This is a genomic window from Nocardia sp. NPDC004151 (genome assembly GCF_042874235.1).
Classification (GTDB): Bacteria; Actinomycetota; Actinomycetes; order Mycobacteriales; family Mycobacteriaceae; genus Nocardia.
The window spans coordinates 1-12,811 of record NZ_JBIAMR010000025.1; the positions used below are offsets into that span (position 1 = coordinate 1).

Here is a 12,811-nt window from a genome sequence, read left to right on the forward strand (position 1 = left end):
ATCAGCTGATCACGCAGCACGGGACGATACGACTTGGCCACGCCATATCCTCCCAGCCCCACCCCGCTCCGCGAAATCGATTCTGCAACAGGCTCCGTAGTAGGCGAAAGCCGACGAATCCCACACGCCCGGTTGTGGTTCCAGTCGAGCCCATTCGATCCCGATACGGAAGACCTTGACGCCGAGGCTCTCGGCCAGGGCGATGTCGGACCGGTAGCGGGTGCGGAAATCGACGGAACCGCCGAGGCGATCCCAGCCCGGATCGGCGTCGATATAGCGCGTCCAATTGCTGTCGGGTGACTGACCCTCGGATTGGAATCCGGACGCCGCCACTCCCCAGAGGAAATCGTCCCCCAGCACCCCGGCGCGTTCCTCCGACGCGGTACCGGACACGCCGGGGACCAGGAGTAGTGCGGCGGCCGTGACGAGGGCGGACGCGACGAGACAGCGAAATCGAGTGCGCATGAGCACTTCCCCGGGACCAGTACTCGAAACGAGTGAATGCGGCTACTCACTCCTGGATAGCTGCGCATTGTTTCGAGCGCGCAGCGGGTCGATAGTGGTTTGGCACAATCCATTAGAGTCAGCCCATGTCGAGATCGAAGGCGGGGCGGGCGGTGCGCAAGCGGGTGCCGCGGCGGTCGCTGGGTGAGTGGAAAGCCGCGGTGGATCGGCCGGATCCGGTGGCGGTGCTGGAGCGGCAGGCCGCCACCCGGCTGCCCGAACTGATGGGGATCCGGTACGAGCGGATGGCGGCCGGACGGCTCCCGTTCTTCCGGGGCGCGCCCGCCATCATGGCCGGGGATCTGGCGAGCGGCGCGAACACCGGCCTGCACGTGCAGCTGTGCGGTGACGCCCACCTGTCCAACTTCGGGCTGTTCGCCTCGCCGGAACGGTCACTCGTGTTCGACGTCAACGACTTCGACGAGACGCTGCCCGGCCCCTTCGAATGGGATGTGAAGCGGCTCGCGGCCAGCGTGGCGGTGGCGGCACGGGCCAATGGCAGCGACGACGAAGAGGCCGGCGAGGCCGCGGTCTCGGCGGCGCGGGCCTATCGCGAGGCCATGAACCGGCTGGCCGAGCTCGGCGAGACCGACGTCTGGTACGAGATGGTCGACGCCGACAAGGTCGCCGCCCTGATGCGACCGAAACACCGCAAGCTGACCGCCAAGGTGATCAGCCGGGCGCGGACGCGTACCAGCCTGCACGCGCTGGACAAGCTCACCGAACTCGGACCCGACGGCGCACCGCGCATCAAGGCCGACCCGCCGCTGCTGCTGCCCGTGCCGAAAAAGGCACAGAAGCAACTGCTTTCGGTGCTGACGGACTACCGGGACACGCTGCCCGAGGAGCGCCGCATCCTGCTGGACCGCTACGAACTCCGCGACATCGCCATGAAGGTCGTGGGCGTCGGCAGCGTCGGCACCCGCTGCTACATCGCGCTGTTGACCGGACGTAACACCGGCGACCCGCTGTTCCTCCAGGTGAAGCAGGCCGAGCCCTCGGTGCTGTCAGCACACCTGAGCCACAGCCAGTTCCTCCATCAGGGCCACCGCGTCGTGCACGGACAGCGGCTCTCCCAATCGGCCGGCGACATCTTCCTCGGCTGGGCCACCGGCCCCGACGGACGCTTCTACTACTGGCGGCAGTTGCGAGACATGAAGGGCTCCTTGAGCATCGACGACATGTCACCCGCCCAGTTGCGCGAGTACGCCGCCCTGTGCGGCCACACCCTGGCCCGCGGGCACGCCCGGTCCGGCGACCGGATGGCCATCGCGGCCTACCTGGGCGGCAAGGACACCTTCGATCGGGCCATGGGCGAATTCGCGCTGGCCTACGCCGACCAGACCGACGCCGACCACGAATCCCTGCTCACCGCAATCGAATCCGGGCGGATCACAACTGGGCGTTGACCGCCAGGACCAGCTTGCCCGTCGAGGAGCGGCCCGCCATCAGCCGATGCGCGTCGGCCGCTTCGGCGAGCGGGAACTCGGCGGTGATCGGCAAACGCACCTTGCCGGAGGTGGCCAGGTCGAAGGCGTGAGCGGAGATCTCGCGCAACACCTCCGGAGCCGAGGCGCTCAGGCCCAGGATGGAGAATCCGGCGACGGAACGGCCCTGCGGGAACAGTTCGGGCGCACCGACCTGCCACGGGGCCCCGCCACCGGCATTGCCGAATGAGACCAGGCGGCCGAAGCGGGCCAGCGACTCCAAGGTACGGCGGAAGGTGTCACCGCCGATCGACTCCAACGCCAGGTCCACCCCGCGGCCACCGGTGGCGGCGCGCACGTCGGCATCGAACGATTCGTTCAGGAACGCATCGTCATAACCGTATTCGCGCGCGTACTCGGCCTTGGCCGGGCTGGAGACCACGCCGTACACCGCGCCCGCACCCGCCAGCTTGGCGATCTGCGCGGCCACCGTGCCGACGCCACCGGCAGCGGCCTGCACCAGCACGGTCTCGCCCGGTTGCAGGCGGCCGACCGTGTGCAGCAGGGCATAACCGGTCGGAAGCACCGTGGGAAGCGTTGCGGCAGTGCGCAAATCGACACCGTCGGGCACCGGGAAGACTGTCGTCGCGGAGACGACGACGACCTCGGCATACGCGCCACCGTCCGAGATCGCGGCCACCGCCTGCCCCACGCTCAGCCCCTCGACGCCCGCGCCGACCGCCCGCACCCGACCGGACAGCTCCAGCCCCGGCACATACGGCAACGCCGGAACCCGATACCCCACCGAACGAGCTTGCAAGTCAGCGAAATTCACCCCGACGTACGCCACCTCGATGGACACCTCCCCCGCGCCCGGCACCGGCACTTCCAGCTGCACCGACCGCAGCACCTCGGGCCCGCCGTACTCGTCGAATCGAATCGCGCGCATACCGCCACACTCCCTCTCCGCCTGCTCACCAGACGCGTCGCCACATCGTCCGAACCCGGACGCACGAGTGCAGCATGCGCGACGCACCGACTATTCCGCGGGCCGCGCGGGTGTCCCCTGTCGGCCACAGGTCGTCTTCGGCGCTGCCTACTCGCCTCATACCGCGGTCGTAGTGGGTTGTGGCCGTATATGTCTCGAATTCACCGAGGTTCCCGGCGTGCGGCGGAGGTGGCCTCCAACCCGGCTATCCCGGCCGGTTGGCGTTGCGGGCGGTGCCGCGGTGGGCGACGACGGTGGTGGGGTCCTCGGGCCAGGCGTGCTTCGGGTAGCGGCCGCGCAGGTCGGCGCGGACCTGGAGCCAGCCGGCGCGCCAGAAGGACGGCAGGTCGGCGGTGACCGCCACCGGGCGCCGGGCCGGGGAGAGTAGGTGCAGGACAGGCGACACGCGGCCGTCGGCCAGGCGCGGCGTCTCCGTCCAGCCGAAGATCTCCTGGACCTTGACGGCGAGGACCGGTGGATCGGTGGAATAGTCGAGGGGGACGTTGCTGCCGGAGGGCACCTCCAGGCGTTCGGGGGCGAGTTCGTCGAGCCGGGCGGCCTCGGGCCAGGGCAGCAGGCGGCGGAGGGCTTGACCGGCGTCCACCCGCTCCAGGTCGGCGCGGCGGCGGGCGGTGGAAAGTTCAGGGGCGAGCCAGGTTTCGATGTCGGCGAGCAGCGTGTCGTCGTCGACGGCTGGCCACGGCGCGCCCAGCGTGCGGTGCAGGAAGTCCAGGCGCTGCCGCAGGCTCCGGGCATCATCGGTCCAGCGCAACAGGTCGAGGCCGGTGGCGCGCAATCCCCGCCGCAGCGCCGCCGCGACCAGTTCCGGGCTCGGATCGCGCAGAGGCTGCTCCGACAACACGATCGCGCCCAACCGGCGCACTCGGCGAGCCACCAGATCACCATCGACCCAGTCGACCTCGTCCACGGTGGTGAGCAGATTGGCGGCAGCTCGGCGGGCCAGTTCCTCATCGGCTTTGGCCGCCAACCGGATTCGCCCCTCGGATTGCCCGGGATCTCGCCCCGCCACCGCGATCGCCAACCATTCGGCATCGCCCAATCCGCTTCCGGGCGGCAGGGTCACCGCGGTCCCACCCGCCATCAGATAACTGGCCGACCCGGAAGCGCGACGACGAGCGAGTCGCTCCGGATAGGCCAGTGCCGCGACCAGAGCCGGATCATCGCCCCCCGAACGGGGTGTGGACCTCCGACCACTGTCGATGTCGTCGCCGACGAGGCGCGCCAGACGTTGCGCCTCCTGCTGCCAGCGGGCCGGGCGATCGCCGCGCGGGGCGCGCAGGGCGGCGACCAGATCCACGCCGGGGGCCAGTGCGTCGTCGTCGAGGAGGGCCACCACCTCGGCGGCCGCGCGGGCTCCGACCTCGGTCGCGCCGTCGAGAAGGGCTCTGGCCAATCGGGGGTGGAGGCCGACCGCTGCCATGCGGCGGCCTCGATCCGTCACCGCGCCATGGTCGTCCACGGCGTCGAGGGCGCGCAGGACCGCGCGACCCGCGGCGAGGCCGCCGGTGGGGGGTGCGTCCCACCAGGCCAGGCCCTGGCCGTCGACGGTGCCCCAGCAGGCCAGTTCCAGCGCCAGCCGGGTCAGGTCGGCGGTGCGGATCTCCGGCTCGGGGTAGCCGGGGAGGGTGGTGTGCTCGTATTCGGGCCAGCAGCGCCAGGCGCGGCCGGGGCCTTCTCGGCCCGCGCGGCCCGCGCGTTGTTCGGCGACGGCGGCCGAAACGCGGACGGTGGCAAGGCCGGACAGGCCGCGGCGGTGGTCGATGCGGGGGACTCGGGCCAGTCCGGAGTCGACCACGGTGCGGACGCCGGGGACGGTGAGGCTGGACTCGGCCACCGCGGTGGAGAGGACGACTCGACGGCGGGCGCCCGGGCGCAGGGCGGAATCCTGTGCGGCGGCGGGCAGTCTGCCGTGCAGCGGGACGACGTCGACGTCGGGCAGGTCGGAGAGCAGGGCGGCGGTGCGGCGGATCTCGCCCGCGCCGGGGAGGAAGACCAGGACATCGCCGGGGCTGTCGGTGAGGGCCAGTCGGGTCGTGCGGGCCACCTGCTGCTCGATGCGTTCGCGGGGCAGCGGTGGCACGTAATCGAATTCGACCGGGTAGGTGCGACCGTGCACCTCCAGCACGGGGGCCGACGGTTCCGACTCACCGCCCAGCAGGACCGAAAGGCGATCCGCCGCAACGGTCGCGGAGGTGGCCAGCACCCGCAGGTCGGGGCGCAGTCCGGCGCGGGCGTCGAGGAGCAGGGCCAGCAGCAGGTCCGCGTCCAGGTGTCGCTCGTGGCATTCGTCGAGGACGACCACGTCGACTCCATCGAGTTCGGGGTCGTTCTGCAAGCGCCGCACCAGCAGTCCCGAGGTCACCACCTCGATGCGGGTGCGGGGTCCGACCTTGCGGTCGCCACGCACCGAGTATCCGGCGGTCTCCCCGACCCGCTCCCCCAGTAACGCGGCCATACGCGCGGCGGCGGCGCGCGCGGCCAGTCGCCGCGGCTCCGCCACCACCACGCGGCCGGCGGTGGCGGCGGCCAGGGCCAGCGGGACCAGCGTCGTCTTACCGGTGCCCGGCGGGGCGACCAGGACGGCGGTGCCGTGCTCGGCCAGCGTGTCGGTGATCTCGCCGAGCGCGGCGCGCACGGGGAGGTCGGGGAGATCGGGCAGTTTCATTACCGTTCAGTCTGCCGCGTGGGCCGGATCGCGCCGCGACCACCTCACACGCGACGGATCTCGCGACCGGTTCACGGTGGTTCACCCTGCGACAAGATCGGTCTAAGGTGGGCGGGTCGATCGCGAACGAGGAGCCGCCTACCCCATGGGAATTCGATCCCGCCGTCGCTCGAGCCATGCCGAAATCCCTGCGGCGCTGTCGCTGTCGGCCGTGGTCACGCTGGGCGCGATACTGCTGCCCGCGACCCCCGCCGCCGCCGCGCCGCACCCGTGGGCGCCCGCGCCCGTGAACAGCTGTGGAGAAACGGGATTCGACCCGGTCAACCGGCAGGCCGACCCGAGCGGATCGACCTCGCAGCCGCCGCAGACCATCAAGGTGCCCATCCCGGTGCCGCAGATCGTGACGGTCAGCCAGTACGCGCCGACGCCGGACGCCAACCGGGTGGATGTCGCGTTGCCCGAGGACCCGTGTGCCAGCCCGTGCCCGGACGTCCGCGACACCGAGGCCCCGACGCCGGCCCCGCCGGGCGGCGGCAGCGCGTCGCTGCCGCAGATCGAGGTCGCCCCCGATCCCGAACCCATCCCGATCGTGGTGCCCGGCGGTGAACCGCCCGAGCCGCAGCCCGCGCCCACCCCGGCCGTCCAGCCGTCGGTGCCCGCGCCCGCGGCCGCCGCGGTGGCCGCGCCGCAGGTGGTTTCGGTGGAGCTGGTCAATCAGGTGACCGGGCGCGGGTCGGTCAACCGCACCGACACCCGCTGGTCGGTCGACGGCACCGACCTCGGGCTGATGTGGGAGAGCAAGCCCGGCCAGGTCGCGGTCGTGTTCGGTGACACCTTCGGCAAGGGCTGGAAGCCCGGCGGCGCGGGCACCGACACGCAGGATTGGCGCAGCAATGTGATCGCCTACAGCAGCACCCGCGATCTGTCGCAGGGTCTGGTCCTCGACGACTTCGTGCAGAACACCCGCTGCCACGCCACCGAGATCCTGGACAGCCGCAAGGTCAAGAACTACGAGACCACGACCATCCCCACCTCCGGCTTCGCCGTCGGCGATCGCCAGTACCTGACCTACATGTCGGTCAATCGCTGGTCCAAGATCCCCGGCATGTGGTGGACCAACCTCGGCGGCATCGCCTGGTCGGACGACCACGGCCGCACCTGGACCAAATCCCAATGGGCACGCTGGGACAACCTGTTCGGCGTCGGGCGCTTCCAGGTCGCGACGATGGTGCCGCACGGCGACTTCGTCTACATGTTCGGCACTCCCAACGGCCGGCTGGGCACCATCGGGCTCGCCCGGGTGCCCGCGGATCAGGTGCTCAACAAGTCCGCGTACCAGTACTGGGTCAAGGACGCCTGGGTTCCCGCCGACGGCGCCAACGAAATGCTCGCCACGCCCCTGATCACCGGCACGGCCAGTGAGCTGTCGGTCCACTTCGACGCCGAGTCGAACCGCTGGCGGATGGTGTACCTGGACACCGTGCGCGGGCAGATCGTGCTGCGCACCGCCGCCGACCCCCAGGGCACGTGGACCGAACCGGTCGCGCTGATCAATACCGACGACTACCCGACCGCCTACGGCGGGTTCATCCACCCCTGGTCCACCGCCCAGGACCTGTATTTCACGATCTCCGCGTGGAACAGCTACAACGTCTACCTCATGCACGCGAAACTGAAGTAGCGCAGCTGTTTTGTGTCCGGTCCACCCCGCGCGGGCCCGGACCGATCGAATCCATGCGCGATCACGCCGTGGTGCGGACGGTCGATCACGCCGGTCGGGGAACCTTTGACGCCGTCGGGCACCATGGGTGGTCGTGGAGAGGTGTGTGACGTGAGATCCATGCGGGTGACTCGGCAGGAGTGGGTGCGGCTCGGAGCGATGGCCGGGGTCATCGTGGCGCTGCACATCGTGGGATGGGTGACGCTGGTGGCGTTCGTCGCGCCGCAGCAGCTGAGCGTCGGGGACCGGACGCTCGGGATCGGAGTCGGGCTGACCGCGTACACGCTGGGGTTGCGGCACGCGTTCGACGCCGACCACATCGCGGCCATCGACAACACCACGCGCAAGCTCATGGGCGAGGGGAAGCGGCCGCTGTCGGTGGGATTCTTCTTCTCGCTGGGGCATTCGTCGGTGGTGTTCGGGCTGGCGCTGCTGCTGTCGCTCGGGGTCAAGGCGATCGCGGGGCCGGTGGAGGATGACTCCTCTGCGCTGCACCGCTACACCGGGCTGATCGGCACCACGGTGTCGGGGACCTTCCTCTACATCATCGCGCTGCTGAACATCGTTGTGCTGGTCGGCATTCTGCGGGTGTTCCGGCGGATGCGGAGCGGGGACTTCGACGAGGCCGAGCTGGAAGCCCAGCTGGCGCAACGCGGTCTGGTGAATCGGCTGCTCGGGCCGATCATGAGATCGGTGACCAAGCCGTGGCAGATGTACCCGATCGGGCTGCTGTTCGGCCTCGGATTCGACACCGCCACCGAGGTCGCGCTGCTGGTGCTGGCCGGGACCAGCGCGGCGGCGGGACTGCCCTGGTACGCCATCCTGTGCCTGCCGGTGCTGTTCGCGGCCGGAATGAGCCTGCTCGACACCATCGACGGGACCTTCATGAACTTCGCCTACGGGTGGGCGTTCGCGAACCCGGTGCGCAAGATCTACTACAACCTGACCATCACGTCGCTGTCGATCGCGGTCGCGCTCATCATCGGCACGATCGAACTGCTCGGTCTGCTGGCCGAGGAGTTCGGCTGGACCGGCGGACCGTGGGACACGATCAGCGGGCTCGACCTGAATCTCATCGGATTCCTGATCGTCGGACTGTTCGTCGTCACCTGGGCCGCCGCCCTGCTCACCTGGCGGTACGGCCGGATCGAGGAGAAGTGGGCGGCCGGATTACAGCCGCGCGCGGACACTCTCGACTGATCATCGGCCGCAATCCGGCGAGGCGCTAGGAACCCGCCTGGGAGCCCAGGAAATCCAGCAGCAGTTCGGTGTCGTCGCCGTAGTCGACGTGGGCCTTGGAGGCGTAGAAGTTGGCCAGGTCGACGCCCTGACGCGTCATTTCCATCAGGTTGTTGACGCTGTCGGGATCGCCGAGGCTGATCAAGGTGCGGGCGGCGGCGCGGAGGTCGCTGCGGATGGCGGAGGTGAACGGGCCGAGCACCGAGCCCGCCAGATCGAGACCGGCGGGGGTGAGGGTCACCAGTTCGGCCGCGGCGGCCAGCGCGTTGTCGTGGGCGAGGGCATCGGCCGCGCGCCACAGGCTGTCCTCGACGCGGCCCAGATTCGTGGCGATGCCCACGATGTCGATCTGGGTCAGCGCGTCGGCCAGAACACTGGTCGCGGCGGTCCAACCGGTCGGGTCGACACCGCCCGCCGCCCGGATCACCGAGGCGACCAGCGGCAGGTCCACCCCGGCCGCGGCCTGGACCAGCGGGCCCAGGGCGGTATTGAGGTCCTTCGCGATCTGATGCGCGGCGGGGATGTTGCCCGCCTCGATCAGATCCTGCAGCCCGGTGAGTTTGGCGAGGATGGCGGGGATGTTCGCCGCGGTCGCCGACCAGCCCGCGCCCACCTTGATCGCCTGCGCGAAGACCGGGCCCGGATCGATGCCGGGCGGGATCACGGCCGCGATGGCGTCGGGGTTACCGGACACCACCTGGCCGAGCGCCGAAAGGAACGGCGACCCCGCGGCATTGAGCGAGCAGTACAGGTCACCGTCGGCGCACATGGTGCGCACGCGGTCGGTCAGCGCCCCGAAATCCTGGGTCCGGATGCCCGCGATGCCGTGGCCCGGCTGCGGAGTCCCCAGCGGGAGAGCGGTTCTCGGGTCGCGGTGCGGGTCCGCCACCAGGCCGACGCCCACCACCCGGTCGGCGGCGATCGGACCCTCGCCATTGCCGATCTCGGTCGCGAAGTCGCCGACGCCGTCCGCGCCCTGGCTGTACCCGGCGAGCATGACACGGGTCTTCGCGCACAGACCGCTCACCATCTCGCGCAATCGGGCCTCGAGGGTGCTCAGCGACTGCGCGTAGGTCAGGCCCTGGTCGAAAGCGCTTGCGGCATAGGGGGCGTAGAGGACGGTGATGTCGGATCCGAACTGCCGTTGCAGGCCGTCGCCGATCGGCCGGAGCAGGCCGACAGGGACGGTCGGATCGGCGTCGGGATTGGTCTCCCAGGTGCCCGGCGCGAGAATCGCGGTGTAGCGGGTGCACGGCTCCGGGCCAGGCGTTTCCGCCCGCGCCGCGCCGATACCCGGGGTCCCGACCGTGACGGCCGCGGTAACCAAGATCACCGCGCACGAGGTCGCCAGCCTGCTCATCGTTCCGATTCCTCTGCCGCCGAAGGGGTCCCGTTCCCGAGCCGCGAAGGACAGATCCGCAGCACAGTCATAGCTAATTCTCGCCGCTCGGCGGCGATTTCGCAGGGTTTTCAGACACATCGGCGTTTCAGTTGGTTGGCAATTTCCGCCATGTCGAATCGCTATCAATCACACGGGCTGATCCGGCCATGCGCGAATCGCCGTTGATCGAATCACCGGATCGCCCGAAACTGAGTCGAACCCGAATCTCCCAGGAAGTGAAACGACATGCAGCACAGCACATTACTGGCCGACGAAGTCCTCGACCCGCCGCACGCGCCCCCAACCTTCGGGGTCATCTCCCTGATCGCCGCGACGGTGACGACCGGGCTCCTGGCGGGCGTGTTCTACGCCTACGCCTGCTCGGTCATGATCGGGCTGGGCAAGTTCGACGACAAGACGTACGTCGAGGTGATGAACAAGATCAACGTGGTGATCGTGAACCCGGTGTTCATGCTCAGCTTCCTCGGCTCACTGGGCTTCTCGGTCCTGGCCGGGGTGTTCTACCTGCGTTCGGACCTGCGCCCGGTACTGATCTGGATCGCCGTCGCCGTCGCGCTCAACCTGCTGAGCCTGATCATCACCTCCGGCTTCAACGTCCCTCTGAACAACAACCTGGCCACCGCCACCGACGCAGCCCCCGGCCTCGCCGACTACGCCGCCCTGCGCAAGGACTTCGAAACCCCGTGGCTGACATGGAACATCGTCCGCGCCCTGGCCAATACCGGGGCCCTGGCCACCCTTGCCTGGGCACTGGTCCAGCATGGTCGCCTGACCAGGTGATCTCGCTTCCACCAGGCGATTAGCGCCTTTATTGGGATCTCATCGGTGAGCGGCGCGACCGTTGGGTCACTCCGCTCACACCCGAGGAATCCCATGAACCTCCGCCCCGCAGCCGCCGCCCTGGCCATCGCCGCCGGCGCCACCGCCCTCGCCTGCCCACCACCGCCCAGGCCGCCCCTCCGAATGGGCCGGCAACGACAGCGCGAACCGCGGCTACTCCCCGCCACCCGAGCCGAACCAAGGCATTGGCCAATCGCTTGACCATCGGCGAAAAGTGAGGCACTCTACTGAACATGTTCACTGAACGTGTTCACTCTCGCGCCGAGGCGCGCGAAGCGACGCGGCGAAAAGTGCTCGCATCGGCTGAAAATCTGTTCCGCACACAGGGTTTCGCTTCGACGACCATCCGGCAGATCGCCACTGACGCCGAGGTCAGCACGGGATCGGTGATGGCGGTCGGAGACAAGGACGCACTGCTGGTCGCGGTCTTCGACGACTGGATCGCGGCCGTGCACCGCACTCGCGGCGAACGCGGAGACCTGCCGGAAACCCCGCGCGAGGCCATCATGGCGTTGTTCGAGCCGTTCATCGGCTACTTCGCGCAGGACCCGGCGCTCTCACGCGAATACAGTTCGATCATCGTGCGCGGCACTCACGAGTCGGCGATCTTCGCCGACCTCGCACTCGCGCTGGTCTCCGAAATCGAGAACGTGCTCAGCGCGGCCGGGCTGAAAAGCACGGAGGCGGCGCGGCGCGCGCGGGTCGTGTACTTCGCCTACCTGGGCATCGTGATGACCACGGGAAACCAGGCGGCCAGCGGCGGATCACCGCTCGAGCAGTTGTACGAGGTCATCGACTTCGCATTGCAAGAAACCAGTGAGGGAAAGCGCTGACCGCGCGACAAGCGTGCGGTAGTTCGGCATCGGGGAGGCAAGTATGAAAATCGTTGTGGCGGGAGCCGGGTACGCGGGAACGATCGCGGCGAATCGGCTGGCGAAAAGGGTGCGCGATGCGCAGATCACCGTGGTCAATCCTCGCGCGGAGTTCGTCGAACGGGTGCGGCTGCACGAGCAGATCTCAGGAACCGGCTCGGCCGCAACGCCCTTGAGGGCAATGCTCCGCGACGGGATCGGGATCCGCGTCGACTCGGTGGAGAAGATCGGCGACGGCGTCCTCACCCTGCGCGACACCCCGGAGCTCGCGTTCGACTACGCGCTACTGGCCGTCGGCAGTACCGTCCTCTCGCCGACCGGCACGGTTCCCGTAGGCACCTGGGAAGGCGCGCAACGGGCTCGAAAGCTGTTGGGCGAGTTGACCGAAGGCAGCACGGTCACCGTAGTCGGGGGCGGGCTGACCGGCATCGAGACCGCGAGCGAGATCGCCGCGGCCCACCCGGATCTACGAGTACGCCTCGTGGGCGCCAGCATCGGCGCGAGTCTGTCCTCAGCCGCGCAGCGACGCGTGCTCGCCGATCTCGAGCGGCTGGGCATCGAGCTCGTGCTGGGCACGTTCGCCGAGGTGCGCGCAGGCAAGGCAGGCGACGCCGTCGTACTCGAGACAGGTGATGTGCTCGGTTCGGATCTCACGCTGTGGGCGATCGTGTCCGGGGTACCCGATCTCGCGGCCCGCAGCGGCTTGCGGGTCACTCCCGATGGCCGTGCGGTGGTCGACGAGTTCCTGCGCAGCGTCAGCGACCCGAGAATCTTCGTGATCGGCGACTGCGCGGCCGTCCCGAACGCTCGATTCGCCTGTGCCACAGCCACTCCACAAGGAGCACACGCGGCCTCGACCTTGGCCCGACTGATCACAGGCCGCGCCCCGAAGCCCTTCTCGATGGGCTACACCGGCCAAGCACTGAGCCTCGGCCGCCGCAACGGCCTCGTGCAAGCCTCCCGGCGCAACGACACGCCACGTCGGCTCTTTATCGCCGGGCGACTGGCCGCGATCAGCAAGGAATCGATCAACCGCTACGCGAAATATGGTTCTCGCACAGCCAATTACGCGTGGCTGCCGGGCGCCGGCGCGTCGCATCGGCCGCGATGAGGCCGGCGTCGATCGACCCCGA

Annotated in this window: 10 protein-coding genes and 1 pseudogene; 7 read left to right on the plus strand and 4 right to left on the minus strand. The window is 69.3% G+C overall.

Translation table 11 applies throughout. The features are described from left to right. Positions 1-9: 9 nt before the first annotated feature. A complete protein-coding gene (locus ACFYTS_RS34725) occupies positions 10-465 on the minus strand; it encodes a family 1 glycosylhydrolase (RefSeq protein ID WP_387309500.1) in 456 nt (151 codons plus the stop codon). Between the two features lie 125 nt (positions 466-590). On the opposite strand from ACFYTS_RS34725, the gene ACFYTS_RS34730 reads away from it, so the two are divergent. Beyond that, positions 591-1,913, plus strand: a complete 1,323-nt coding sequence (locus tag ACFYTS_RS34730; RefSeq protein ID WP_387309501.1) for a DUF2252 domain-containing protein — start codon at positions 591-593, stop codon at positions 1,911-1,913. Here ACFYTS_RS34730 and ACFYTS_RS34735 read toward each other — a convergent pair. Together ACFYTS_RS34735 and hrpB are read right to left on the minus strand one after the other, a co-directional pair. Further along, a complete protein-coding gene (locus ACFYTS_RS34735; RefSeq protein ID WP_387309502.1) occupies positions 1,897-2,880 on the minus strand; it encodes a zinc-binding alcohol dehydrogenase family protein in 984 nt (327 codons plus the stop codon). The two genes, ACFYTS_RS34730 and ACFYTS_RS34735, sit on opposite strands and share 17 nt — an antisense overlap. 244 nt (positions 2,881-3,124) lie before the next feature. Then, positions 3,125-5,605 carry an ATP-dependent helicase HrpB gene (gene hrpB, locus ACFYTS_RS34740; RefSeq protein ID WP_387309503.1) on the minus strand — a complete coding sequence of 827 codons (2,481 nt, stop codon included), beginning with the start codon at positions 5,603-5,605 and terminating at the stop codon, positions 3,125-3,127. Between the two features lie 145 nt (positions 5,606-5,750). Between hrpB and ACFYTS_RS34745 the strand changes: the two genes are divergently transcribed. Together ACFYTS_RS34745 and ACFYTS_RS34750 are read left to right on the plus strand one after the other, a co-directional pair. After that, positions 5,751-7,286 carry a DUF4185 domain-containing protein gene (locus ACFYTS_RS34745; protein WP_387309504.1) on the plus strand — a complete coding sequence of 512 codons (1,536 nt, stop codon included), beginning with the start codon at positions 5,751-5,753 and terminating at the stop codon, positions 7,284-7,286. Positions 7,287-7,409: 123 nt separating this feature from the next. Continuing rightward, positions 7,410-8,525, plus strand: coding sequence for a HoxN/HupN/NixA family nickel/cobalt transporter (locus tag ACFYTS_RS34750; RefSeq protein WP_387309505.1), 1,116 nt, complete (start codon positions 7,410-7,412; stop codon positions 8,523-8,525). A 25-nt stretch (positions 8,526-8,550) separates the two neighbouring features. Here ACFYTS_RS34750 and ACFYTS_RS34755 read toward each other — a convergent pair whose 3' ends face one another. Next, positions 8,551-9,924: a cutinase family protein gene (locus tag ACFYTS_RS34755; protein WP_387309506.1), complete on the minus strand. Its 1,374-nt coding sequence runs from the start codon at positions 9,922-9,924 to the stop codon at positions 8,551-8,553. A gap of 267 nt (positions 9,925-10,191) precedes the next feature. Here ACFYTS_RS34755 and ACFYTS_RS34760 point away from each other — a divergent pair, with 267 nt between their 5' ends. The 4 genes and pseudogenes from ACFYTS_RS34760 to ACFYTS_RS34775 all read left to right on the plus strand — a co-directional run bounded on the left by ACFYTS_RS34760 (position 10,192) and on the right by ACFYTS_RS34775 (position 12,789). Next, positions 10,192-10,746, plus strand: a complete 555-nt coding sequence (locus ACFYTS_RS34760) for a DUF1772 domain-containing protein (RefSeq protein WP_387309507.1) — start codon at positions 10,192-10,194, stop codon at positions 10,744-10,746. Between the two features lie 293 nt (positions 10,747-11,039). After that, positions 11,040-11,186, plus strand: a pseudogene (locus ACFYTS_RS34765) (TetR family transcriptional regulator); the annotation flags it as partial. Between the two features lie 9 nt (positions 11,187-11,195). Continuing rightward, complete coding sequence (locus tag ACFYTS_RS34770) at positions 11,196-11,639, plus strand: TetR/AcrR family transcriptional regulator (protein WP_387309540.1); 444 nt, start codon at positions 11,196-11,198, stop codon at positions 11,637-11,639. A 55-nt stretch (positions 11,640-11,694) separates the two neighbouring features. After that, complete coding sequence (locus ACFYTS_RS34775; protein WP_387309508.1) at positions 11,695-12,789, plus strand: NAD(P)/FAD-dependent oxidoreductase; 1,095 nt, start codon at positions 11,695-11,697, stop codon at positions 12,787-12,789. The last annotated feature ends 22 nt before the right edge of the window (positions 12,790-12,811 follow it).